The sequence below is a fragment of the Nitratireductor sp. J20-h4 genome, assembly GCF_056780505.1.
In genome coordinates this window covers 669,713-693,651 of the sequence record NZ_CM165557.1, presented here as the reverse complement: position 1 = coordinate 693,651, position 23,939 = coordinate 669,713, and the positions used below count along the sequence as shown (strand labels likewise).

General features: G+C 66.1%; 28 protein-coding genes. 14 read left to right on the top strand and 14 right to left on the bottom strand.

All coding sequences use genetic code 11. From position 1 onward, the window contains the following. The first annotated feature begins 2 nt into the window (after window positions 1-2). From ccoO to ACT2B0_RS03320, 5 genes are read left to right on the top strand one after another with little or no spacing between them, the layout of a single operon-like run. Window positions 3-740, top strand: a complete 738-nt coding sequence (ccoO, locus tag ACT2B0_RS03340) for a cytochrome-c oxidase, cbb3-type subunit II (RefSeq protein ID WP_473461449.1) — start codon at window positions 3-5, stop codon at window positions 738-740. After that, window positions 740-910 (top strand): cbb3-type cytochrome c oxidase subunit 3, encoded by a 171-nt coding sequence (locus tag ACT2B0_RS03335; RefSeq protein ID WP_473465754.1) that lies wholly within the window; start codon window positions 740-742, stop codon window positions 908-910. The genes ccoO and ACT2B0_RS03335 overlap by 1 nt, the downstream gene beginning before the upstream one ends. After that, window positions 901-1,776 carry a cytochrome-c oxidase, cbb3-type subunit III gene (ccoP, locus tag ACT2B0_RS03330; RefSeq protein ID WP_473461446.1) on the top strand — a complete coding sequence of 292 codons (876 nt, stop codon included), beginning with the start codon at window positions 901-903 and terminating at the stop codon, window positions 1,774-1,776. The genes ACT2B0_RS03335 and ccoP overlap by 10 nt, the downstream gene beginning before the upstream one ends. Next, window positions 1,773-1,988, top strand: a complete 216-nt coding sequence (locus ACT2B0_RS03325; protein ID WP_473461444.1) for a hypothetical protein — start codon at window positions 1,773-1,775, stop codon at window positions 1,986-1,988. The genes ccoP and ACT2B0_RS03325 overlap by 4 nt, the downstream gene beginning before the upstream one ends. 34 nt (window positions 1,989-2,022) lie before the next feature. After that, window positions 2,023-2,856 (top strand): DUF2189 domain-containing protein, encoded by an 834-nt coding sequence (locus ACT2B0_RS03320; RefSeq protein ID WP_473461441.1) that lies wholly within the window; start codon window positions 2,023-2,025, stop codon window positions 2,854-2,856. Between the two features lie 98 nt (window positions 2,857-2,954). Here the strand turns inward: ACT2B0_RS03320 and fdxA are convergent, their stop codons facing one another. From fdxA to ACT2B0_RS03265, 11 genes are all read right to left on the bottom strand, one after another. After that, window positions 2,955-3,293, bottom strand: coding sequence for a ferredoxin FdxA (fdxA, locus tag ACT2B0_RS03315; RefSeq protein WP_348506185.1), 339 nt, complete (start codon window positions 3,291-3,293; stop codon window positions 2,955-2,957). Window positions 3,294-3,464: 171 nt separating this feature from the next. Continuing rightward, a complete protein-coding gene (locus ACT2B0_RS03310) occupies window positions 3,465-3,941 on the bottom strand; it encodes an RrF2 family transcriptional regulator (RefSeq protein WP_348506186.1) in 477 nt (158 codons plus the stop codon). Window positions 3,942-4,190: 249 nt separating this feature from the next. Continuing rightward, a complete protein-coding gene (locus ACT2B0_RS03305) occupies window positions 4,191-5,024 on the bottom strand; it encodes a helix-turn-helix domain-containing protein (protein ID WP_473461439.1) in 834 nt (277 codons plus the stop codon). 141 nt (window positions 5,025-5,165) lie between these two features. Continuing rightward, window positions 5,166-6,683: an amidase gene (locus ACT2B0_RS03300; protein WP_473461436.1), complete on the bottom strand. Its 1,518-nt coding sequence runs from the start codon at window positions 6,681-6,683 to the stop codon at window positions 5,166-5,168. Window positions 6,684-6,701: 18 nt separating this feature from the next. After that, complete coding sequence (locus tag ACT2B0_RS03295; RefSeq protein WP_473461434.1) at window positions 6,702-7,421, bottom strand: ATP-binding cassette domain-containing protein; 720 nt, start codon at window positions 7,419-7,421, stop codon at window positions 6,702-6,704. Then, the gene (locus tag ACT2B0_RS03290; RefSeq protein WP_473461431.1) at window positions 7,414-8,136 is read right to left on the bottom strand and encodes an ATP-binding cassette domain-containing protein; all 723 of its coding nucleotides are present in this window, start codon (window positions 8,134-8,136) and stop codon (window positions 7,414-7,416) included. Before ACT2B0_RS03290 ends, ACT2B0_RS03295 begins: the two co-directional genes overlap by 8 nt. Continuing rightward, a complete protein-coding gene (locus ACT2B0_RS03285) occupies window positions 8,133-9,134 on the bottom strand; it encodes a branched-chain amino acid ABC transporter permease (RefSeq protein WP_473461429.1) in 1,002 nt (333 codons plus the stop codon). The genes ACT2B0_RS03290 and ACT2B0_RS03285 overlap by 4 nt, the downstream gene beginning before the upstream one ends. After that, window positions 9,131-9,997 carry a branched-chain amino acid ABC transporter permease gene (locus ACT2B0_RS03280; RefSeq protein ID WP_473461426.1) on the bottom strand — a complete coding sequence of 289 codons (867 nt, stop codon included), beginning with the start codon at window positions 9,995-9,997 and terminating at the stop codon, window positions 9,131-9,133. The genes ACT2B0_RS03285 and ACT2B0_RS03280 overlap by 4 nt, the downstream gene beginning before the upstream one ends. 198 nt (window positions 9,998-10,195) lie before the next feature. Then, window positions 10,196-11,395: an ABC transporter substrate-binding protein gene (locus ACT2B0_RS03275; protein WP_473461424.1), complete on the bottom strand. Its 1,200-nt coding sequence runs from the start codon at window positions 11,393-11,395 to the stop codon at window positions 10,196-10,198. A gap of 174 nt (window positions 11,396-11,569) precedes the next feature. Beyond that, entirely contained in the window at window positions 11,570-11,842 is a 273-nt protein-coding gene (locus ACT2B0_RS03270; RefSeq protein ID WP_473461421.1) for a hypothetical protein, read from the bottom strand. Between the two features lie 240 nt (window positions 11,843-12,082). After that, a complete protein-coding gene (locus ACT2B0_RS03265; RefSeq protein WP_473461420.1) occupies window positions 12,083-12,556 on the bottom strand; it encodes a hypothetical protein in 474 nt (157 codons plus the stop codon). Between the two features lie 174 nt (window positions 12,557-12,730). Between ACT2B0_RS03265 and ACT2B0_RS03260 the strand changes: the two genes are divergently transcribed. The 7 genes from ACT2B0_RS03260 to ACT2B0_RS03230 all read left to right on the top strand — a co-directional run bounded on the left by ACT2B0_RS03260 (window position 12,731) and on the right by ACT2B0_RS03230 (window position 19,823). Then, window positions 12,731-12,985, top strand: coding sequence for a DUF2249 domain-containing protein (locus tag ACT2B0_RS03260; protein WP_127596249.1), 255 nt, complete (start codon window positions 12,731-12,733; stop codon window positions 12,983-12,985). A 53-nt stretch (window positions 12,986-13,038) separates the two neighbouring features. Next, on the top strand, window positions 13,039-14,397 hold the full coding sequence (locus tag ACT2B0_RS03255) for a hypothetical protein (RefSeq protein WP_473461417.1): 1,359 nt from the start codon (window positions 13,039-13,041) through the stop codon (window positions 14,395-14,397). Window positions 14,398-14,413: 16 nt separating this feature from the next. Further along, window positions 14,414-14,959 carry a DUF2249 domain-containing protein gene (locus ACT2B0_RS03250; RefSeq protein WP_473461415.1) on the top strand — a complete coding sequence of 182 codons (546 nt, stop codon included), beginning with the start codon at window positions 14,414-14,416 and terminating at the stop codon, window positions 14,957-14,959. 27 nt (window positions 14,960-14,986) lie between these two features. Then, entirely contained in the window at window positions 14,987-15,625 is a 639-nt protein-coding gene (locus ACT2B0_RS03245; RefSeq protein ID WP_473461412.1) for a NifU N-terminal domain-containing protein, read from the top strand. Then, a complete protein-coding gene (locus tag ACT2B0_RS03240) occupies window positions 15,622-15,867 on the top strand; it encodes a hypothetical protein (protein ID WP_473461410.1) in 246 nt (81 codons plus the stop codon). The genes ACT2B0_RS03245 and ACT2B0_RS03240 overlap by 4 nt, the downstream gene beginning before the upstream one ends. 383 nt (window positions 15,868-16,250) lie before the next feature. Next, window positions 16,251-18,779 (top strand): heavy metal translocating P-type ATPase, encoded by a 2,529-nt coding sequence (locus ACT2B0_RS03235; RefSeq protein ID WP_473461407.1) that lies wholly within the window; start codon window positions 16,251-16,253, stop codon window positions 18,777-18,779. A 51-nt stretch (window positions 18,780-18,830) separates the two neighbouring features. Then, window positions 18,831-19,823 (top strand): cation diffusion facilitator family transporter, encoded by a 993-nt coding sequence (locus ACT2B0_RS03230; RefSeq protein WP_473461406.1) that lies wholly within the window; start codon window positions 18,831-18,833, stop codon window positions 19,821-19,823. Here the strand turns inward: ACT2B0_RS03230 and ACT2B0_RS03225 are convergent. Then, entirely contained in the window at window positions 19,750-20,235 is a 486-nt protein-coding gene (locus ACT2B0_RS03225) for a nucleoside deaminase (RefSeq protein ID WP_473461403.1), read from the bottom strand. The genes ACT2B0_RS03230 and ACT2B0_RS03225 overlap by 74 nt on opposite strands. Further along, window positions 20,232-20,843, bottom strand: coding sequence for an ankyrin repeat domain-containing protein (locus ACT2B0_RS03220; protein WP_473461400.1), 612 nt, complete (start codon window positions 20,841-20,843; stop codon window positions 20,232-20,234). The genes ACT2B0_RS03225 and ACT2B0_RS03220 overlap by 4 nt, the downstream gene beginning before the upstream one ends. A gap of 335 nt (window positions 20,844-21,178) precedes the next feature. On the opposite strand from ACT2B0_RS03220, the gene ACT2B0_RS03215 reads away from it, so the two are divergent. Together ACT2B0_RS03215 and ACT2B0_RS03210 are read left to right on the top strand one after the other, a co-directional pair. After that, window positions 21,179-21,997 carry an IclR family transcriptional regulator gene (locus tag ACT2B0_RS03215; RefSeq protein WP_473461398.1) on the top strand — a complete coding sequence of 273 codons (819 nt, stop codon included), beginning with the start codon at window positions 21,179-21,181 and terminating at the stop codon, window positions 21,995-21,997. Window positions 21,998-22,178: 181 nt separating this feature from the next. Beyond that, the gene (locus tag ACT2B0_RS03210) at window positions 22,179-22,979 is read left to right on the top strand and encodes an HpcH/HpaI aldolase family protein (protein WP_473461396.1); all 801 of its coding nucleotides are present in this window, start codon (window positions 22,179-22,181) and stop codon (window positions 22,977-22,979) included. Between the two features lie 111 nt (window positions 22,980-23,090). Here the strand turns inward: ACT2B0_RS03210 and ACT2B0_RS03205 are convergent, their stop codons facing one another. Further along, the gene (locus tag ACT2B0_RS03205; protein WP_473461393.1) at window positions 23,091-23,939 is read right to left on the bottom strand and encodes an alpha/beta hydrolase; all 849 of its coding nucleotides are present in this window, start codon (window positions 23,937-23,939) and stop codon (window positions 23,091-23,093) included.

Here is a 23,939-nt window from a genome sequence, read left to right as displayed (position 1 = left end):
CCATGTTCAAGACCCACTACCGGCTCGAGCGCCACAGCATCGGCTTCGCCCTGGCGATCATCGCCGTGGCGAGCATTGGCGGGCTGGTCGAGATCGCACCTTTGTTCACCATCGACGAAACAGTCGAGGCGGCGCCCGACATGCGCGTCTACACCCCGCTCGAACTCGCCGGGCGCAACATCTATATCCGTGAGGGCTGTTATGCCTGCCACTCGCAGATGATCCGCACGCTGCAGGACGAGGTCGACCGCTATGGTCCCTACTCGCTGGCGGCCGAATCCCAATACGACCACCCGATGCTCTGGGGCTCGAAACGCACCGGACCGGACCTGGCGCGCGTCGGCGGCAAATATTCCGACCAGTGGCATGTGGCGCATCTCGACGATCCGCGCGCGGTGGTGCCTGAATCGGTGATGCCGGCCTATACGTGGCTGCTCGACACCGATCTCAGGACCGACGACCTTGCAGATCAGCTGCGGGCGCTGCGGCGGGTCGGCGTGCCCTATACCGATGCGATGATCGACAACGCGGCCGCCGACGCTCTCAATCAGGCCACTCCCGACGGCGCTGGCGCCACGGGGGTGAGCGAGCGCTACGGCGCGGCCACCACTCTGCGCGCCTTCGACGGCGACCCGGGTCGCCTCACCGAAATGGACGCGTTGGTGGCCTATCTTCAGATCCTCGGCAGGCTGACCGACGCGGCCAAAACACAGACCGCCGCCACGGAGACCACGCCATGATCGACATCAGCCACGACACGCTGGTCGGCCTCTCCAAATCCTATGGCCTGTTCTACCTGATCACGTTGTCGATCGGCGTCGGCGTCTATGCCTTGTGGCCTTCCAACGGCAAGAAATTCGACCGCGCCGCAAAAAGCGTCCTGAAGGACGAGGAGGGACCGTGGCGGTAGAAGAACGCGACGCCCACACGGGCTATCTGACCACCGGCCATGAATGGAACGGCATCACCGAGCTCAATCGCCCGGTGCCGAAGATAATCTGGCTGTTCCTTCTGTCCACGTTCTTATTCGCGTTGCTATGGTGGGTGCTGATGCCGGCCTGGCCGCTGGGCGCGACCTATACGCGCGGCCTGCTCGGCGTCGACCAGCGTGCGCGCGTGGCCGACGATATGGCCACCGCGGCGGCGGCGCGCGCCGACTGGATGGCGGAAATCGAGACCAAACCCGTCGAGGCGATCCTTGCCGACCCGGCCTTGATGCGGCTTGCGCGCGAGAGCGGACGGACGCTGTTTGCCGACAATTGCGGCGTATGCCACGGCGTCGTGGGCGATGGCGGGCCGGGCTATCCGAGCCTCGTCGACACGGCCTGGCTGTGGGGCGGCGACGCGCAGTCGGTGGCGGAGACGATCCGCGTCGGAATCAATACCGGCCATCCCGAAAGCCGCCTCAGCCAGATGCTTGCCTTCGGCCGCGACGGCATTCTGGAGCGTCAGGCGTTGTCGGACGTGGTCAGTTACGTGCGCTCGTTGTCCCACACGCCACTCACCCCGGCCGAGAAGACGGGCGTAGCGGCCGGCGCGACGATCTTCTCCGACAATTGCGCCGCATGCCACGGCGAAGACGGGCGCGGCAGCCAGGATGTCGGCGCGCCGGACCTGACCGACGGGTTCTGGATCTATGGCGGCGACCGGCGCTCGATCCTGGCCAGCGTCGATCGCGGCCGCCAGGGCGAGATGCCGTCCTGGGAAACCCGGCTCAGCCCCGTGCAGCGCAAGCTGCTCACGCTTTACGTGCTCGATCTGGGAGCGCGGCAATGACGATAGCGGCAAACGGGTTGCGCACGACCCGGCGAGGCCTCGGCCGGCGTCTTTGGATCGGCATGGCGGTCGCAACAGGTCTGGCGGGGCTGGCGCTCGCCAATGTTCACCTGGTTTACGTCGCGGTGCGCTCGCAGCCGGCCTGCGTCGACCACGTCAATTCCCCCGGCGCGGCGCCCGGCGTCTATCGCGCCGCGAAATCGGCCTGCTGACGATCGGGCAATGCGACAGGAAGGGCAAACGGCCATGATCACACTGCCACCGACCGCACCGCCGCTGCGCCGCGATTTCGGCTGGAGCCGCAACCTGCCGGTGACGGTTGCGTTTAGCTGGCTCGCAGCCGGCTGGGCGGATTTCCGCAATCGAACCGGCCTCAGCCTCGCCTACGGGCTGGCGGTGTTCGTCGTCTCGATCGCGATCGTGGCCGGCCTGTTCCGGCTCGGACTCGACTATGTGCTGTTTCCGGCGCTCGCCGGCTTCATGCTTACCGGGCCGGTGATCGCGCTCGGGCTTTACGAAAAGAGCCGGCGCCTGCAGCGCGGCGAACCGGTCGGGCTGGCGGCGATGCTGTTCGTCAGGCCGCGCTCCGGCGGGCAGGTGATTTTTACAGGCGTGCTGCTGATGCTGTTGATGCTGCTTTGGATGCGCGCGGCCGTCATCCTCTACGCTTTGTTTTTCGGGCTTTTGCCGTTTTCGGGCTTCGCCGACATCCTGCCGGTGCTCGTGTTCACGCCCGCCGGCTGGGCGCTGCTGATCGTCGGGACGCTGGTGGGCGGGCTGTTCGCTGCGTTTTCCTTCGCGATCAGCGTGTTCTCGCTGCCGATGCTGCTGGATGAAAGCACGGATTCCTTCACCGCGATGGGCACCAGCATGGCGCTCGTGTGGAACAATCTCGCCGTAATGGTGGTGTGGGGCGGCATCGTCATGGTACTGGTGACGCTGAGCCTGGCGAGCGGCCTTGTGGGTCTGATCGTCGCCTTTCCGGTGCTCGGCCACGCGACCTGGCACGCCTTCCGCACGATGCGCCAGGACCCGGCCGCCGACATCGCCATCGAACGCCTCGACGGCGCGGATTCCTAGAGCCGTTCTGCTCTTCGCGGATTCGCAGACCGGCTCTAACTACTTGTTTTGACGCGTTTCGGAACGGCCAACTGGCTTCCGCTTCACCTGAAAACGCTCTAATCCCCCTCGCCGGGCTTGGCACTGAAATCGGCCAGCTTGCCGGGCACGCCGTTGAGCGCGTCGGCGTCGGGCATCGGCGCCTTGCCGCGGGTGATGTTGGGCCATTGGTCGGCATAGTCGCGGTTCAGCCGCAACCATTGCGGCTCGGCCGCCGGGTCGCTGTCGGGAAAAATCGCCTCGGCCGGACATTCGGGCACGCACACGCCGCAATCGATGCATTCGTCGGGATGGATGACGAGCATGTTCTCGCCTTCGTAGAAGCAGTCGACCGGACAGACCTCCACGCAATCGGTGAACTTGCACTTGATGCAATTGTCAGTCACCACATGCGTCATGCCAAATCTCCGTCCGAATTTCCCGATAAAAGATATATATAGAATGTATCTTTTATCTCAAGCCTTGTCGACGAAAGATGCCCCCCGTTTGGATGACGCGGTCGGATGACGACTTAGGCGGAACGGCGACAGCGCCGCTGCGCTGACCGCGACCCCGGCTGCGCGGCGCGATCAGCCGCGCAGCGCGGCCGCAGCGAAATCCGGCCCCCGGGTCTCGTCGGCCGGCGGCGGCGGCACGCTGAAGTCGCGCTCCTCAAGCATAATGTCGGCGAGCGTGTAGCGATCGAGCGTCTTGACGAAGGAGGTCAGCGCCTCGTTCAGGACATTGGGCAGGCGGCAACACCCGGTGATGACGCACTGATTGCCGGTGGCAAAACACTCCACCAGGGCGAAATCGGGCTCGGTCGCCCGCACCACCGCGCCCAGATTGATCTCCGCCGGCGGCAGCGCCAACGTGAACCCGCCGGACCGTCCGCGCACGCCTCTGAGATATCCGGTCTTGGTGAGAATGTTGACGACCTTCATCAGATGCGCCCGCGAAATGTCGTAGACGCGCGCCGTCTCCTCGATGGTGATCAACCGGCCCTCGGCCGCGCCCGCATACATCAGCACGCGAAGCGCATAGTCGGAAAATGTCGTCAACCGCATGGTTTTCTACCTGGTTCGGGAGCGGCGTCGACGCGCCAGCCGCGCGCGACGTCTCGATATGACAAGGTCCAAGCCTGTTGTCGCCCGATCGAAAAATCCTGGCAAGCCGGACAGACGGCACGGCGAACGATAGCGAGCACCATCGGACTTTTTCCAACCCCGCAAATATCATCTATGCTAGATGACTCTTATATCAAAGTCCAACACCGTTGCGCGCCACCGACCCGGCGCGTCCGCGCCAAAGCCGGTTCAGCCCAAGCGCCGGGCGCGGAACTTGACCGGGCTCTGTCCGGTTCGCTCGCTAAAATACCGGCTGAAGGCGGAGGGTTCGGTGAAGCCGAGCGCATAAGCGATCTCCGACACCGTCATGTCCGAGTAAAGCAGCAATCGCTGCGCCTCCAGAACCAGACGCTGCTGCACCAGCTTGGAGGGGCTGACGCCCGAAACGGCCTTGCAGGCCCGGTACAGACTCTGCTCGGTGACGGCCAGTCTCGCGGCATAGTCGGCAATGGTCTGACGGCTTGCATAGCTCGCCTCCACCAGGTCGCGAAAGCGCAGATAAAGGCCGACATGGCCGGCCTTCTCCTCCGGCAGATGCGCATGCGACAGCTGGTCGGACAGGATCGAAATGATGGCGACCAGATTGGCGGCCAGAAGCGCGTTGCGCGTGCGCGATCTCGCGACGTTCTGATGGGCTTCGGCATTGTCGAAAGACGAACGCAGCGCCGGCCATTCGACGCCTTGCGGGTCGAAGGCGACACTGTCGGGATGAACAAAGCAGGCTTCGGCCGCTGCCTCCACGACCTGCCTCACATTGAACTGAAAATAGTCGGCATCGACGGTCATCAGATCGATGTCGGCATTTGCCGACAGTTCGAAATTGTGCATGACGCCGTTAGGCAGCAGCACCGCCATGTGTGGCCGCAACGTCCGGCTTTCGATGTCGAAATTCACCCGACCAGTTCCCGAATGCACGATGGCGATCTGGAACAGGTCGGAATGGCGGTGCGGGAAAAGCTCCCAGTTGTATTTTCTAATACGCGTGGAAATCCGCTCGACCTGCAGATATTGCAGTCGATCCAAAACCTCACGGCTCGGTCGAAGCGGATTAATGCGCGCACCCCCTTTGCTGCGCCGGCGGCGGCCTACGCGAACGCCGACGCCCGACTCAGGCCGGAAGACCGCCCTGTGCGGGCGGTTCGAGGCACGAGACGCAAAACCCGGTCACGCCGCTTCCTTCTGCCAGTCGACGGCCGCCTCGAACGCGGCCGCGGCGCGATAGATCGTCGGCTCGTTCCAGTGAGCGGCGATCAGCATCATCCCGATCGGACGCCCCTCCGACAGCCCGCACGGCACGCTCATGGCCGGATGGCCCGACACGTTGAAGGCAGATGTGTTGCGGATCATCTCCCACGACCTGTCGGTGACCTCCACCGGGTCGGACAGCGTTTCCGGCAACGGGGTCGCGGTCACCGGAAGGGTCGGCATGACGAGCAGGTCGCAGCTTTGCAGGGCCTCGTCATAGGCCGCTTTCAGGCGCCGGCGCACGCGCTGGGCCTTGGCGTAATAGTGGCCCAGATAACGTTCGGTCGAATAGGCGCCGAAAAGCGCCATGATCTTGAGCGGATCGGACATGTCGTCGCCCGCGCGCCGCCATTGCGACCCGAAGCGGGGCAGATCGGTCGCCACGGGGGCCTGCAAGCCGACCCCCATGCCGTTGGTTTCCATCATCATCCAGTAGCCCCCGTCATGCGCGAGCGCTGCCCAGATGCCGAAGGCATGCGTGTGCATGGGAATGCTGATCTGCGAGACTTCCGCTCCCAGCGCGGCCAGCGTCTGGGCGGCCGCGCGCACGGACGCATCGACATCGGCCTGCGAATTCGGGTGCCCGAACCCCTCTTGCACGACGCCGATGCGCAGGCCGGAAAGGTCCTTGCCGATCTCGCGCGCATAGTCCTTGACCTTGACGTCGCGCTGGCGCGCGTCCAGGCCATCGTCACCCGCAATCGCCTGCAGCAACAGGGCGTTGTCGCGGACATTGCCGGTGATCGGGCCGGCGTGGTCGATGGTCTGTTCCAGCGACATCATGCCCGTATAGGGGACGAGGCCGAAGGTCGGTTTCATACCGTAGGTGCCGCAATAGGCCGAGGGGATACGGATCGAGCCAGCCTGATCGCCGCCGATCGCCATGTCGACCTCGCCGGCCGCGACCAGCGCCGCGCTGCCGGATGACGAGCCGCCGGCCGAATGGCCGGGACAGCGCGGATTGATGACGGGGCCGGTCGAGCTGGTATGGCTGCCGCCGGAGACGCAATAGTTCTCGCATACCGCCTTGCCGGCGATCACGCCGCCGGCGTCGAGAATTCGCGTGACGACGGTGGCGTCCATGTCGGGCACGAAGCCCTCGAACAGGCTCGAGCCGTGCATCATCGGCACGCCGGCGACATAGATGCTGTCCTTGATGGCAACGCGCCGACCGGCCAGCGGGCCTTCGGCGGCGCCGGCGATGTCGGTCCTGACGTACCAGGCGCCGAACTGATTGTCCTCGGCGGCGGGCCGCTCGCCGCCGCGCCGGGGATAGGCGACAGCGGGCAGGAGGTCCGGCAACAGGTCGAGATCGGCATAACCGGCCGACAGCGGCTCGACGATGGCGCTTACCTTGTCGAGATATCCGGCCTTGGGCGACAGGCCGAGCCGTTCGGCCGCGTCCTCAAGTGCGGAAATGTCGGGATTTTCAAACATCGATGCCACCATCACTTGTCAGGAATTGGTTTGCGAAACGGGCGCGAAAATATCGGTTTCGGCCAGTTCGGCCACCGGCACCTCGCGCACGATCCGTCCCTTCTGCATCTGCAGAATCCGGTCGGACACGGTCGCCAGGAAATCGACGTCCTGTTCGACCACGACCACGGCCAGGCTGCGCTCGCGCGCCAGCTTGATGAGCTGGCGTTCGATGTCCTCGACGATCGCGGGCGCCACGCCTTCGGTCGGCTCGTCGAGCAAAAGCACCCTGGGATCGCCGGCGAGCGCGCGGGCGAGCGCCAGGATCTGCTGCTCGCCGCCGCTCAGCGCACCGCCCTTTCGGTCCAAAAGCCGCTCCAGGACTGGGAAATCCGCCACCGCCCGGTCGATCACCGCCCGGCGGGCGCGGCCGAAGGAGGCCGCACCGAAGGCGATGTTTTCGCGCACCGTCAACCCGGCGAAGATCTCGCGCCCCTGGGGGACGTAACCAATGCCGAGCCGGGCGCGCTCATGGGCCGGCTTGGCGCGGAGCTCTACACCGTCGAACAGTATCGATCCGCCGCTCAACGGCAGGACGCCGATCAGGGTTTTCAAGAGCGTGGTCTTGCCCATTCCGTTCGGGCCAAGCAGTCCGACGATCTGAGCCTGGCGGGCCGAAAACGTGACGCCGTCCAGAACCGGGACCCTTCCGTAACCGGCGCGCAGCTCAGAGACAGCGAACAGCGATTGCTCAATCATGATCCTTGCCGAATTTCTGCCCGAGATAGGCGTTGCGCACCTCGGCGTTGCTCGTCACCGCTTCCATCGTGTCCTCGACAAGGATGCGGCCGCGGTGAAACACGGTGACGCGCTCGGCGATGTTGCGAACGAAATGCATGTCGTGCTCGACGATGATGAAGGCGCGGTCCTTGCGCATGCGCTGCAGCAGCATCGCGGTGCGCTCGACCTCGGCCTGGGTCATGCCCGCCGCCGGCTCGTCCAGCAGCACCAGTTTCGGCTCCGACACCAGCACCATGCCGAGTTCGACCCACTGGCGCTGGCCGTGCGACAGCTCCCGAACGGGCACGCCGGCACGATCGGCAAGCTCGATATCCTCCAGCATCGCCTCGGCGGCCGGGCGCGCCGCCTTGCCGGCATGGGTGCGCCGCGCGGCGAGATGAAGATTTTCGCGTACGCTGAGGCCCTCGAACAGGTTGGGAACCTGGGTCTTGATGCCGACGCCGAGGCGCGAAATCTCGAAGGGCTGACTGGTCGTCGTTTGCCTGCCGAGGATGGAAATGTGGCCCTTGGACGGCCGCAACTGGCCGGTCAGCAATTTGAAGAATGTGCTCTTTCCGGCGCCGTTGGAGCCGATCAGGCAGCGCAATTCACCAGGTTCGAGCCTGAAATTGACACCGGCGACAGCCGCCACGCCGCCGAATGTCCGCCACAGATCGCTGGTTTCGACAATCATGTGTCAGCCCTTTGCTTCACGATCCGCAGCCGTTCCAGAACCCTGCGCAAGGCCGGGACCATGCCGTTGGGAACGAGCAGCACCGATATGATGAACAACAGGCCGAGCGCGATGTTGGGATCGAGCAGTCGCACCTCGCCGAGCCAGGTCGTGAACCAGGACACCGACAACGCTCCCACCACCGGTCCGATCAAGGTCCCGAGACCGCCGAACAGGACCCAGATGATGGCCTGGGCTGCGAAGGATACGGAGAAGGTTTCGGGGCCGATGAAGGCGCCCCAGGCGGCGAAAAACGCGCCGGCCAGGCCCGACATCGCCGCGCCGATCGCAAACACGACCAGTCGGTGGTAGCGCGGATCGTAGCCGAGCAGCTCCGCGCGCAGGTCGTTTTCGCGCACGGCGACGATGACGCGCCCGAAAGGCGCACTGACGAACAGGCGCACGCCGAGATAAAATACCAGCGCCGTCAGCGCGCACAGCATGTACATGGCTTCGAAGCCGAGCGGCTGGGCCACCCAAGGCGCCTGGATCGGCGGCACCGAGGGAATGCCGTTATAACCGCCGAGCCGGGCGGCGCCGATCGTATAGAAAGCGTCGGAGGTGCTGTTGACGAAATTGTAGAGGATCAACGAAATCGTCAGCGACACGACACCGAAATAGACGTCGCTGATCCGACCGTAGAATGCCACGTAACCCACGATCAGCGCGAACAGGCACGGCACGGCGATCGCGGCCAGCAGGCCCCAGCCGCTGCCGAGATTTATCGCCGTGATCGCATAGGCGTAGCCGCCCAGGCCGAAGAACAGCGCCTGACCGAGGCTGAGAATCCCGCCGATGCCCCAGACGAAATTGAGGCTGATGGCCAGCATCGCCATGATCGCGAAGACGGTGAAATTGAACAGGTCGTAGGTTTCCAGAAACAACGGAGCCGCGAAGACGATCGCGCCGCCGATCACGAGCGCGGCGATGAAGGCCGGGCTGGTCAGTTCGGTTTTCACAGGCCACCTCTGAAGAATCTGCCGGTGATGCCGGCCGGAAGCAGGCGCAGGAGCAGGATGGCGGCGGCCAGAAGGGCGATTTCGCCCAGAACGGGCGTCGATATCGCGGTGACCGCCGCGTTGATGAAGCCGAGCAGCAGCGAGGCCGTGGAGGTGCCAATCAAGGGCAGCGGCCCGCCGGCGATCACGGTGATGAAGGCCTTGCCGATATAGGTCAGCCCGGAGACCGGCGTGACGCCGGCGATCGGCGCGAAGGCAGCGCCGGCCAGGCCGGAGATGGCCGCACCCAGGCCAAACGTCGCCGAATAGACATAACCGACATTGACCCCCAGCGTCGCGGCGGTGCTTGCGCTCTGCATCGTGCCGCGCGCCTTGAGGCCGAAGGACGACCAGCGCAGGATCGCGTACAGGAAGGCGAGGACGGCAAATGCCAGCCCGATGATGAAGAAGGTGTAGCCGCCAATTCGATAGTCGCCGATCTCGACGCTGCCGAGCGGCGCGCTTACGCCGAGCTGCTGATAGCCCAGCGTCACCGAGGTCACGCCGATCAGCAGCAGGCTGACGCCCCAGGTCGCCAGAATCGTCTCCACCGTGCGTCCATAGAGATGGCGCACGATCAGTCGCTCCATCACCATGCCGATTGCCATGACGACCAGCGGCGCGACGACGAACATGCTGATCCAGAAATCAATTCCTGCATTCACGGAGATCACGAAGGCGAAGCCGCCGAGCATCAGGAACTCGCCATGCGCGAGATTGATGACCCCCATCATTCCGAAAATGATCGACAAGCCGGCTGCCAACAAGAAGAGGCTGGCGACCGCATAGACGATGTTGATGCCGGATAGTGCAATGATATCCATGAAAGAATCCCCGGATGAGACGGCCGGCTGGCATGACGGCCGGCCATGCCGGCGAGAGCGGTCGGGCAAAGCCCTCCCGCGCCCCGCGGCTCATCGTTTGTCGAACCAGAATCGGCTCGGTCGGCAGCGCTCGTATCGCATCACCGGCGCCGCTGGTAAACGGACCCGATGCCGCGGTTCGGTTTACCGGTTTCGACGCTAGCCGGCGGTCAGGTTGCAGCTGTCGTCGTTTTCGACCGGTCGCTGCGCGGCCCAGTGTTCCTGGATGGCGAAGCGACCGTCCCGGACCTCGGCGAGATAGACGTCGAGAATGCAATGATGGGTCGCGGGATCGACCGTGACCGCGCCGCTCGGACCGTCGACCGACAGGCCCGCCTCCAGCGCTTCGACAACCTTCTCGCGCGCAGTGTCTCCCGCCTTTTCGACGCCGGCGGCCCACAGCATCATGCCCTGATAGTCGGTGGGACCAAGCGTGCCGATGACCGCCTCGTCGGGGAAGCGTTCCTTGTATCTGGCGCGGAACGCGGCGTTGGCCGGCGTGTCGATCTCGTCGAGATAGTTCTTGGCGACGGTGATGCCCTCGACGACGTTGGCCGGAAGCCGTCGCACCTCTCCGGAATCGCCGAAAGCGTGACCGGCAAGCCCGATCTTTCCCGACAGGCCGGCAGCGGCCCACTGTCCGTAAAACGCTTCCTGCGGCGGGCTGATGAAGATGTTGAAGACGCTGTCCGCCTTGGCCTGCTGGATGCGACCGATGGTGGCGGAGAAATCGTTGGCATCGAGCGGGAAGAACTCCTCGCCGACGATCTCGCCACCGTGCTGCGCGGCGATGCTAGCGGCCGAGGCCGCGGAATCATGGCCGAAATTATAGTCGGCCGCGACGGTGTAAATCCTGGGGCCGAACTTCTCGATCATGTAGGGAATGAGCTTGGCCAGAAGCTGCGGCGGCGTCGGGCCCGTCACGAAGGTGTTGCGGTCGCACAGACCGCCTTCGTAAATCATGTTGTAGAAATAGAGCGTCTGCGCCCGGCTGAGGATCGGACGGACGATCTCGCGCGCAGCACTGGTGATGCCGCCATGCACCACCGCGACACGGTCGCGCAGGGCCGATTGCTGGGCATATTGCGCATAAAGCTGGTTGTCGGACTGGGTGTCGTAGATCTTGAGCTCGAGCTCGCGCCCGAGAACGCCGCCGCCGGCGTTCAGGGTTTCGGCGGCGAGCTGAACGCAATTGACCTTGGGTCGTCCCAGCACTTCCAACGGGCCGGACAGATCGAGCAGAACGCCGACGCGGATCGGATCGGAGCCGAGGGCGGCGGTTTTCATCAGGAAAGGCGCCGACAGAAGCGTCGTCGCACCGATTGAATTTTTCAGGATAGTTCTGCGGTTTACGACCATTGCGATCATCTCCTTCCCGTAACCGGCGGGAAAAAAGACCAAGCCGCCACGCCGGGCCATGGCGAAATTCGACAATCGTATGACAATTTCTGACATTGGCGGCTATTTGGAGCCACGTTTTTCGGCGGACGGCGTCTGGAATACGTGGCGATCCCGAGTTGCGTTACCGGGCCGCTACGATTGCCGCGGCAGTGCGACATCATCCCGCGGCCGTCTCCCTGCCCTGGCCGCCGCAACGTCCATCCAATCGCGTAACAGCCCCTGATCCTCCTTGGAAAACCGTGCGCGCCGTTTCAGGTCGTCGAAGGAATCATGCGGGTGCGCGCGTTCGTAGTCGTCGCGGACCAGGCTCTCGTACCGGGCGCGCAGCACCGGATCATCCGGCCCCAGCGCCTGCTTGATCCCGTTCGCCGACATGAAAAGCCGGCCGTCAACCGCTTCCGTCATCGCCTCCTCCGGCTCAATCCCTTGTCCGATAGAGGTCCGCCGCCGCGATCAGCGGCGCGAGATCGCCCCACTGGCCGACATTGGCCAAGACATGAAGCCGCTCGCAGCGGCCGGGCGGACATTCGCAGCGCCGCGGCCGGCGCCCGGCACGCGGGCCGCACGCGGCAAAACCGGCCATGATCGCCCCGCCACACCGCGTCAGCGCGGACTTGACGCGATGCCGCCTGCCCTTCGCACCGCTCATCTGCCGCAGCGCCCGACCGGGCCGGTGCGCGCGCCCGCTTCCACCGAAAGGCAGGCGAGGTGAGCGCATAGGGTCGCGGCCGCGTCCGCCGGCAGAAGCCGCGCCATCAGCGTTTCGAAATAGGGTTTCACGATACGACCGGTGACGCCGGCATCGGCGCTAAGCAGCTCGACGATGTTTTCGGCCAAGGGCGTGAGGTCCGCCCGGCCGGCGCGCGGATCGAGGATCAGCCGCAGCGCGTCCTCGACACGGTCCCAGCGTCCGCCGGAAATATGGGTCATCACGTTGCAGATATGCCCGTGGGCGCGGAAAGCACTGGTGGCGATGCCCGCCATGGCGGCCGGGTCGAGCTTACCGGCCTCGGACGCCGCCGTGCCGATCGGCAGGACCAGCCTGCCCTCGGTCACGACCTGCCGGGGACGCGGCCGGGCCGGGGCGGCAGGCGTGATCTCGGCAAAACCCACGGTCATCAGTCTCTCCCCGTGCTGGTTATACGGCGTGCCGGCAAGGCGCGGCGGTGCCGTTGCCCGGAGCGTATGTAGCCGATAAAAGATATATTGACAATGTATCTTATAAGATCGACACTTCACACGTGGCCGGCATCGCCGCCCCGCCCGAAACCGTCCAAGCCAAGGAGACCTCTAATGAGCGATACAGCCCAGAGCGCGGATGTCGTCGACGTACGCAGCCTCGTGCCGGCCGACCGGCATGCCAAGATCTTCCAGCTTGTCGACGCGCTGAAGCCGGGGACGTCGTTCGTGCTCGTCAACGATCACGATCCAAAGCCGCTCTATTATCAGCTCGAGGCCGAGTATCCCGGCCAGTTCTCGTGGGATTATGTCGAACAGGGCCCGCAGGTCTGGCGTGTGGAGATCGGCAAACACGCCGAGGCCGCCTGACCGGCCTCGCCGCGGCGCCGGCACCGCCGGCGTCACGGCCCAGGGAAACGACCATGCTCGGTGTCACGCTGTCACGCTGGACGATGTCCTATTTCGCCGTCGCGCTCGTCGCGCTGCTGGCCGGCGAGGTGCTGATGACCGCCGGATACGGTTTTCCCTCGGCGCCGCTGCGCGCGCCCGAAACGCTGGTCGTGGTACATGTCGTCGCGATCGGCTGGCTCAGCCTTTTGCTGTGCGGCGCGCTGTTCCAGTTCGTTCCGGTGCTGATTGCGCGCCCGTTGCACAGCAACACATTGCCGCTGCCGGCGCTGGTTATGCTTGCGGCGGGCCTCGGCGCGCTGCTTGCCGCCTTTCTCCAACTCGCCGGCACGCTCGATGCCGCTTGGCCGCTCCTGCCCCTGGCCGCCATATTGCTGGCGGGCGGCTTCGCGCTCGCGCTCTACGATCTCGGTCGCACGCTGTGGGCGGCGCGGCCGCTGCCGCTTCCGGCGCGGTTCGTTGCGGTCGCCTTGTTGTTTCTCGCCGCCACCGTGACGCTCGGCACGCTGTTCAGCTTCGCCCTGACGACGGACCTGCTTTCGCAGCCGCTGCTCGCCGTCGCCGGCGCGGGACTGCCGCTGCATGTGGTTGCCGGCCTCGGCGGCTGGCTGACCCTGGCCGCGATCGGCGTCAGCTACCGCCTGCTGGCGATGTTCATGCTGGCGCCCGAACTCGATGGGGCCCGCACCCGGGCGGTATTCTGGACCGGCACGGCCGCCCTGGCGCTCACCGTTCCGGGCGGGGTTGCCGCGCTTAGTTTCGACGCCGCGCTCTTGCCTGCGCTGATCGGCGGCGGGGTCCTCGGTGTCGTCGGGCTGGTGCTCTACGGCGCCGATATCGTCCATCTTTACCGCGCCCGCAAGCGCCGCATCATCGAGCTGAACAGCCAGATGGCCGTCTTCGCCTTCGTCGGGCTTGCGGCTGCGGCGGCACTGGCGGTGACGCTGATCGGCCTCGGCCGTTTGAGCGAGCAGGTCGGCGCGCTGGTTTTCCTTATCGCCTTCGGATGGCTCACCGGGCTCGGGCTGGCCAAACTCTACAAGATCGTCGCATTCCTGACCTGGCTCGAATGTTACGGTCCGGCCCTCGGCAGGGCGGCGACCCCGCGCGTGCAGGATCTGGTCGTGGAGGCGCGCGCGCGCACCTGGTTCCTGCTTTATTATCTGGCGGTCGCAAGCGCGACGGTGGCGCTGCTGGCGGCCCACGTGCTCGCTTTCCGGCTGTCGGCCGGCGCCATGACCCTGGCAACGCTGGCCATCGCCGCAGAACTGATACGCGCGCGCCGGCTGGCCGACGTATCCGCCGCAATCCGGCTGCCCGCCGGTGCCCAGCGCCCACATCTGCTCATGTCAGTACCCCACCCAAGCCCATAAGAAGGGAGACATTGCGATGACTCAGGACTATCTCGATCTCGACGTCCGCCCGATCCTTCGCAACGGCGGCGAGCCTTTCGAAAAGATCATGGAGGCGGTCGCCGCGCTGACGCCCGACCAGGGGCTACGCCTGTACGCCACCTTCAAGCCGATCCCGCTGTTCCAGGTACTGGGCCGGCAAGGTTTCGGTTACGCAGCACGGGAAATCGGCGGCGGCGACTGGGAGGTGCTGTTCAGCCGGGCGGACATTCCCGCCGAGACGGCACCCGCAACCACCCCGGCGCCCGCCACCTCGTCAGCCGCTGGCGCCTCCGACTGGCCTGCTCCCGTCCAGGAGATGGACAATCGCGAATTGGAACCGCCCGAACCGATGGTGCGCATCCTCGCCGCCATCGAAGAAATGCGTCCCGGCGAGGTCCTGTCGGCGCTGCTTTGCCGCGAGCCGATGTTCCTGCTGCCCGAACTCGAAAAGCGCGGCCATGCCTGGCGTGGCGGCTTCGAGCCCGACGGCGAAACCTACAAGATCACCGTGCGTGTCGGAGAAACTGGCGACAAGGCCTGACGCGCGCGCCACAAGGAGGCAGCGACGATGTTCATCCAGACGGTAGTCACATCCGACCCCGCGCGAATGACCTTCCTGCCGGGCCGCGCGGTTCTGCCGCACGGAACCTTGACGTTCGACGACCGCGCCGCGGCCACGCACTCGCCGCTGGCCGCCAGACTGTTCGATATACGCGGCGTCGCCGCGCTCGCTTTTGGGCCCGATTACATCACCATCACCAAGGAAAGCGGCGACTGGCAGCACCTCAAGCCCGCCCTGCTGGGCGCCATGATGGAGCATTTTTTGTCAGGCGCGCCGGTGCTGTCGGAGACGGCGGCAACCGCCGCCGCGCCCGCCTCCGAGGGGACCGGGAGACTGGTTGAAGAGATCACGCAGGCGTTGCGGCAGGTGATCGACCCGGAGCTCGGCTACAATATCGTCGATCTCGGCCTGATCTACCATGTCGATGTCGACACTGACGGGCTCGCCACGGTCACCATGACCACGACCTCGCCCGGTTGTCCGGCGACCGGCTATCTGAGCGACGGCGCGCGCGAACGCGCAGAATCGGTTGAGGCAATCACGCGCGCCGAGGTCAAACTGACCTACGAGCCGCGCTGGTCGACGGAACTGATGAGCGACGGCGCCAAGGCCCATCTCGGTATCGGCACCGGCGGGCGGCGATGACCCCAAAACCCGACCCGAACGCGCAGCTGTGCGACATCCTGCTGGCCAGCCTGGCACGCCTGGCCGAGAGCGGCGAGACGGAGGCGGCCTGCCGGCTGGCGGGACGCGCCTATGCAGCCCTGCGGCTGGAGACGCCCGACGCGGCGAGGCGCTTCGACGTGTTCTTGCATCGGCGGACCCCCTCACTCACCTGGACCGCGCCGCCGGACCGGCGCCAGGCCGCCTCGCCGGCATCGACATGACCGGTTCCCTCCGTCGCCGGCCGGCCGCAACCGGACGCCAGGCGCGACCTGCAGCCAGAAGCGCAAGACGCGCCCGCCTCGCGCGCATCCTGCCGCCGGTCGTTGCCGGCCTTGCCTTCATTTTCGTCGTGGCCGCCATTGCCGGCTTGCTGTGATCGCATCACGTTGGCGACGCGGTTTTCAACCCGCGCAACGACCGGCCGGACGCAGACATTCCACCGTTTGATGCCGGACCCGCTCCGGCGGGGCAGTTTTTGATCCTATCGCACCGACCGTGAGGCGATCGTTCGCCAGCGGCGAGCAAAACGTCCAAGCAGGCCTTGACCTTCCCAACACTGGAAGCTCCATCTTCTGGCCCGAACAGATTTTTCGAGGACAACCTGATGAACGCCCCAGTCAAACCCGACATGCACGAGACAGTGACATTGGCGATCGAGGGCATGAGCTGCGCCTCATGCGTCGGCCGGGTCGAGAAGGCGCTTACCGCCGTGCCCGGCGTCGCCGGAGCGAGCGTCAACCTTACCACGGAAAGGGCCGCCGTGACGCTTTCGGGCTCGGTGGAGCACCGATCGCTGGTCGAGGCGATCGAAAAAGCCGGCTATGCGGTGCCGTCGGCTTCGACCACCTTGGCGATCACCGGCATGAGCTGTGCGTCATGCGTCGGCCGCGTCGAGAAGGCGCTTGCCGCCGTGCCCGGCGTGACCGGAGCCAGCGTCAACCTCGCCACGGAAAAGGCGAGCGTGAAGGGCGTGGCAGACATCGACGCGTTGATCGCGGCGATCGCGGCGGCCGGCTACCAGGCGCGGCCGGTCGACACGGGCGGCGAGGCCCGCCAGGATACCGCCGCGCGCAAGGATGCCGAGGAGGCGGAGCTGCGGCGCAGCCTGACGCTGTCGGCGCTCGCGACGTTGCCGGTCTTCGTGCTCGAAATGGGTGCCAAGATCGTCCCGGGCATGCATGGCTGGATCGAAGCGACGATCGGCATGCAGACCAACTGGCTGATCCAGTTCGCGCTGACCGCCTTCGTGCTTTCCGTGCCGGGCCGGCGGTTCTACACCCACGGCATGCCTGCGCTGGCGCGCGGCGCGCCGGACATGAATTCGCTGGTCGCCGTCGGCACCGCTGCCGCCTTCCTCTATTCGCTGGTCGCCACTTTCGCTCCCGTTCTGCTGCCGGCGGGCACGGTCAACGTCTATTACGAGGCGGCGGCGGTGATCGTCACGCTGATCCTGCTCGGCCGCTGGCTCGAGGCGCGCGCCAAGGGCCGCACCTCGCAAGCGATCAAGCGCCTGGTCAGCCTGCAGGCCAAGACGGCCCGCGTGCGCCGCGGCGCCACCACGGCCGAAATCGCCGCGTCCGAGGTCATGCCGGGCGACATTGTCGAGGTGCGTCCCGGCGAGCGCCTGCCGGTCGACGGCACGGTGATCGAGGGCGACAGCTATGTCGACGAGGCGATGATCACCGGCGAGCCGATGCCGGTCGCCAAGTCCGAGGGCTCGATCGTCGTCGGCGGCACGGTCAACCAGACCGGGGCGCTCGCCTTCACCGCGACGGCCGTCGGCGCCGATACCATGCTTGCCCAGATCATTCGCATGGTGGAGGAGGCGCAAGGCTCGAAACTGCCGATTCAGGCGCTGGTCGACAAGGTGACGCTGTGGTTCGTGCCCGCCGTGATGGCGGCGGCCGCGCTGACCTTCCTGGTGTGGATGATATTCGGGCCCGAACCGGCGCTGACCTTCGGCCTGGTCAATGCGGTCGCGGTGCTGATCATCGCCTGCCCGTGCGCCATGGGTCTGGCGACGCCGACCTCGATCATGGTGGGCACCGGCCGCGGCGCGGAAATGGGCGTTCTGTTCCGCAAGGGCGAGGCGCTGCAACTGCTCAAACAGACCAGGATCGTCGCGTTCGACAAGACCGGGACGCTGACCGAAGGCCGGCCGACGCTAACCGATTTCGATCTGGCGGAGGGTTTTGCGCGCAACGAGGCACTGGCCATGATCGCCGCCGTGGAGGCCCGTTCCGAACATCCGATCGCGCGCGCCATCGTCGAGGCGGCCGAGGCCGAGGGCCTGGCTCTGCCCGGGGCGACAGGGTTCCAGTCGGTCACCGGCTTCGGTGTCGCCGCAGAGGTCGCGGAAACGCGCGTGGAAATCGGCGCCGACCGCTACATGACGCGCCTCGGCCACGATGCCGACCGCTTCTCGGCGACGGCGCAACGACTGGCCGACGAGGGCAAGACGCCGCTCTACGCCGCGATCGGCGGCAAGCTCGCCGCCATCATCGCGGTCGCCGACCCGATCAAAAAGACGACGCCCGAGGCGATCGCCGCGCTGCACGAGCTCGGCCTCAAGGTGGCGATGATCACCGGCGACAACCGGCGCACGGCCGAAGCCATCGCCGGCAAGCTCGGCATCGACGAGGTGGTCGCCGAGGTCCTGCCGGGCGGCAAGGTCGACGCGGTCCGCCGACTGAAGGCCGAGCACGGCACGCTCGCCTTCGTCGGCGACGGCATCAACGACGCCCCGGCGCTGGCGGAGGCCGATGTCGGCCTGGCGATCGGAACCGGCACCGACGTGGCGATCGAGGCCGCCGACGTGGTGCTGATGGCCGGCAATCTGCGCGGCGTGCCCAACGCCATCGCGCTGTCGCAGGCGACGCTAGGCAATATCAGGCAGAACCTATTTTGGGCTTTCGCCTACAATACGGCGCTGATCCCGGTCGCCGCCGGCGTGCTTTACCCGGCCTTCGGCCTATTGCTGTCGCCAATGCTGGCGGCGGCCGCCATGGCGCTGTCGAGCGTGTTCGTGCTCGGCAATGCGCTGCGCCTGCGCCGCTTCGCCGCGCCGCTGCCGGCAGGCGCAGGACCTCAAACTGCCCCTGCCCCGCAGCCGCGGCCCGTGCCGGCAAGCTAGCGGCAAGCCAGGCCGGGCCTCGGACCACAGCGACGATCAGGAGACGGCAGCATGGCTCGCAACGACGCACCGCACCCGGCCGGCCACGGCGGCCATCTGCCCTCCAGCGGGCGGGCGCTGACGATCTCGGCCTGGCTCACGGGGCTCTATTTCATTGCCGAGCTGATCGCCGGCCTGTGGACAGGCTCGATCGCGGTCATTTCCGACGCCTTCCACACCTTCTCGGCCGTCGGCGGCGTGCTCGTTGCCATCGCCGCGGCGCGGATCGCCCGCCGGCCGGCCGACCTGAAGCGCACCTTCGGCTGGTATCGCGCCGAGATCGTCGGCGCCCTCGTCAACGGCGCGTTCCTGCTGGCGATGGCGATCCTGGTGATCGTGATGGGCGCGATGCGCCTCGGCGCACCAATCGACCTGCCGACCACGCCGATGCTGATCATCGCGGCCGGCGGCATCGTCACGGAGGTGATCTCGCTCTACCTGCTCTACCGCCAGCAGGGCGAGGACCTGAACGTGCGGGGCGCCTACTGGCACATAATCCAGACCTTCGTCGGCAGCCTGATCATCATCGTGGCGGCTTTGGTGATCCATTTCACCGGTTTCCTCGCCATCGACCCGCTGCTCGGTATCGGCTTCGGCTTCGTGCTTCTGTGGGCAAGCTGGGGCATCATGCGCGACGCGGTGCACCTGCTGATGGACGGCACGCCGCCCGACGTCGCGCTCGATACGGTCATCGACGCGCTCAACACGATCGACGGGGTGGCCGATGTGCACCATGTCCACGGCTGGGCGCTGACCAGCGGGCGCTATGTGTTTGCGGCCCATCTGCGACTGGAGCCCGGATGGAGCGGCGACGCCGCCGGCGTGCTGCGGCAGGCGCACGCGCTCCTGTCCGACCGCTACGGATTCTTCTTCGTCACGCTGCAGATCGAAACCGAGTGCCTGGACGAGGCCAATGCGCGCGCCATCGACGTCACCCGGCCTGCCGCCGTTTCCAGTCCGCATAAAGATCGGGACGCGCCTCGAGGCGAACCGGAACGTGGCTGATCGCCATCGACTGCTCGGCAAAAGGTCTGGCGAGTTCGTCATAGACCGCCGCGGTCGACAGGCCGTAAGGCGCGCCATCGTCGTTGGAATAGGCGTAGACAACCCCCTCGACGCTGGCCAGGCGCATCGCGGCCATGCACATCGGGCACGGATGACCGCTCGCATAAACCGTGCAGCCGCCCAGATCCGGCGAGCCCAGCCGGCGGGAAGCGGCGCGCAGCGCGGTCAGTTCCGCATGCGCGGTCGGATCGTTGGTGGCCAGGATCTCGTTGACGCCGGTGGCAACGACCGCACCGTCCTTGACAACCACCGCGCCAAACGGGCGGCCGCCTTTTTCGACATTGGCGTGGGCGAGCTCTATCGCTTCGCGCAGGAAACGCTGTTCGTCTCCGGGAGAGATTGCGGCGTTCATGGGCTTGTTCCTCCGCGTGCGCCGGCTTCAACAAGGAGCTGCGCGATCTCTTCATACCCACGGCCAAGGGCATGAGCGAGCGGGGTTACGCCATCACGATCGGCCAGATCGACATCGGCGCCCGCGCCGACCAGAAGCGCGACGATCCTTCGATGCGCGGGGCCGCCATTGCCGAGAATGACCGCCTCGAGCAGCGCCGTCCAGCCGAGATTGTTGATGTGGTCGACCTCGACGCCTGCCATGATCAGCGTGCGCACCGTCTCGACATGGCCGCGCTCGGCCGCCGGGATCAACGCGGTTCCGCCGTAGCGGTTGGTGCTTTGAAGGTCGGCGCCATGGGCAAGCGTCATCTTCAGGATCTCGAGATGGCCGCGCGCGCCGGCATAAAGGTAGGGGCTGTCGTCGATATCGTCCTTGGCGTTGACGTTCGCCCCCGCCTCGATCAGCGCGGCGGCCGCCTCGACCTTGTTGCCGTGCGCGGCAACCAGCAGCGCGGTGCGCCCCTGGTCGTCCCGGGCGTCGATCTCGACGCCGGCGGACAGAAGCGCACGGATGGCCGCAATGTCGTTGTCGGCCACCGCGTCGTGAAGCGGGCTCGCATCGGTCATCGACTGTCCCGAAAGGGTTGGCGTTTGAATGAGTGCCATAATAAACACGGCGACGTACAATGTGACGATCTTCGGCATCGGCCAACTTTCAGGCAACGAGACGACCGACTGGGGTCTGCGATCAGTACGGCAAATGGCGATCATCGCGACTCCACGGCCGCCTTCACTCCAACACCCACTATAGCGCGGAGTCGAGGCCTGTGAACAATGGTGCCGACCCGGCGCGCCGAGAGGTCGCGCCGGCAGGGTTCCGCCCGTCAGCGGCCGTCGGGGATTTTTCTGGACCGCGCCTTGTGATAGGTGCACGACAGGGATCAGCATCGGAGTTCCGTCCATTGACGCAAACCGCCAACACGCAACGCGGGAGCGAGCTTTATTCGTCCATTCAAGTCGTGCACCGGTCCCTGCGTGTGCTGGAGACGCTTGCTGCGGCGGAGACGCCGCTCTCACTGACGACGGTGGCCGAACGGGTCTCGCTCCACCGCAGCACGACACTGCGCATCCTGCGCACGCTGGCCGAGGACGGCTATGCCGCCTTCCAGGCGAAGACGAAGAGCTGGACCGTCGGGCCGGCCGTGCTGCGGCTGCAGGCCGGCGCGCGCGCCAGCACCGATCTGCGCCAGGTCGCCCGGCCGGTGATGCAGGCGCTTTCGCAGGCGGTCGGCGAAACCGTGCAACTCGCCACGATGGTCGACGCGGAGGTGTGCTATCTCGACAAGGTGGAACCGCCCGAACAGGAAATCCGCGTGCTGTCGGAAGTCGGCAGCCGACGTCCGCTCTATTGCACCGCGCTCGGCAAGGCGCTGTTGACCGGTCTCGACGAGCAGACGCTGGTTCAAACGGTCGCCGGCCTGCGCTTCGAACGGCACACCGATCAGACGATCACCGATCCCGAAACGCTGATCCGCGAGGTCGCCGAGGCGCGGCGGCGCGGATACAGTCTCGACCGGCGCGAGTATAATCGCGCCATCCAGTGTTCCGCCGCTCCGATCCGCGACGCCAGCGGCGCGATCGTCGCCGCAATCAGCGTATCGACGATCGGCCTCGACATCGCCAGCGAAGCCTTTGCCGACATCATCGCCCGCAACCTGGACGCCGCCGACGAGATTTCGCGCGCCATGGGCTGGCGCGCGCCCCTGCCGCCGTCGGCCTGACGCGTTTCCAGCAGCGATCCACCTGGATTCGGACCAGGGTGTCGGGCGGGCGCATCGCCCGCCCCGTCAGCATGCGGATTTTCCTTTTTTTACGATATGAAACACATTGCCGTATTACGAAACAATATTGCCTCCGATGCGGCCAGCGACTATGCTTGCTCCATCACAGGAAGAGGTCGCAATGTCTGACAAAAGCTCCCCCGCCCGCTCCCGCAATCCGTTTCGTCGGGCGCTGTCGCAAGACCGGCCACTGCTCGGCATCTGGTCGATGCTGAACTCGTCGAACGCGGTCGAGGGACTGTGCGAATGCGGCTTCGACTGGGTGCTGATCGACGGCGAGCACTCGCCCGTTACCCTGCCTGACGCGATCTCGCATTTGCGGGCCGCGAAGGGCGCCGACATCGTTCCGATCGTTCGCATTCCCTGGAACGAGCCGATGCTCATCAAGCAGTATCTGGACGCGGGCGCGAGCACGCTGATGCTGCCTTATGTCCAGTCGGCCGCCGAAGCCGAGGCCGCGGTCGCCGCCATGCACTACCCGCCGCGCGGCACGCGCGGCGTGGCCGCCATGCACCGCGCCAGCCGCTACGGAACCGACAAGAGCTACCTGGCCGAAGCCGGAGACGCGGTGGCGCTGATCGTTCAGATCGAGACGCAGCAAGCGCTCGACAATCTCGAGGCGATCGCCAGTGTGGATGGCGTCGACGCGGTATTCTTCGGTCCGGGCGACCTCGCCGCCACGATGGGCTATCTGGGCAGGCCGGCGGAACCGGCGGTGGTCGATGCCATCATCGAGGGCCAGGCGCGCCTCAAGGACATGCCGGTCAAGGTGGGTGTCCTCGCGCCCAATTCCGAACTGGCCGAGCGCTTCGTACGGCACGGTTTCGACTTCGTGTCGGTGGCCAACGACGCGGCCGTTTTGTTTACGGGCGCGGCGGCGCTCGCCTCGCATTTCCAGGCGGTGCGGGCCGAAGCGGGCTAACCGCAGCATGGCGCCTCGCCGCCCCTGACCAAGCGTAGAGCCGAAACCGGACGCTGGTCTGCGGGGTTTCCGGGACCGCGGCAGGCGCGCAACGCCGGCCGCGGCCGCGCTTCAAAGGGCAGAGACCGCCTGCACCGCCCGCGCGATCGGGCTGGCGGGCTCCAGATACTGATCCATGATGTTGAAGTGGTGATACCCCGGCAGCACCTGCACGTCGGGGTCGTAGCCATGCCGGCGCAGATGCGCCGAATAACGGAAACTCTGATCGATCCACGCCCAGGGCTCCAGCCCGCCGGCGAAAATCAAACAGCGGCAATCGACCCGCGGCGGCAGCGCCTCGGTATTGTTGCGAGCGATGATATCGTCGCGCAGCTTCAGTTCCGAACGGACGCTGATCAGGCTTGCGGGAAACGGATCGAAGATCCCGCTGATCATCACCGCTCCCTTGACGATATCCGCCGGCAGGCCGCGCGCCGGCCAGTCGGTGGCGACCGCCATCGAGCATAGATGCGCCCCGGCCGAGTTTCCGGAAATGCTTATGCGCTCGGGGTCGCCGCCATAGGAAGCGATGTTTCGGTAGCACCAGGCAATCGCCTCGAGCGCCGATCCCGACACCCGGTCTAAGCTGACGGCCGGACACAGATCGTAGTTCACCGCCACCAGCGTGACGCCGCGCTGGACGAGGTCGCGCGCGATGAAGGCGAAATTGGCCTTGTCCTGCGTGCGCCAGTAGCCGCCGTGGAAGAACATGTGCACCGGCGCGTCGTCGCCGGCGGGGAAGATGTCGACGCCGTTGAGCGCGCCGTCGCCGTAGGCGATGTCGAGATGGGCCGTCATCACCTGGCGGCACACCTTGCTGATCGCCGAGCGGTGAACCTGGAAGCGTGAGAAGCCGGCAACGGATTTCTGCGGATTGAACTGATATTCCAGTTCTGCGGCGTCGAGGGATCTCCAGTCCAT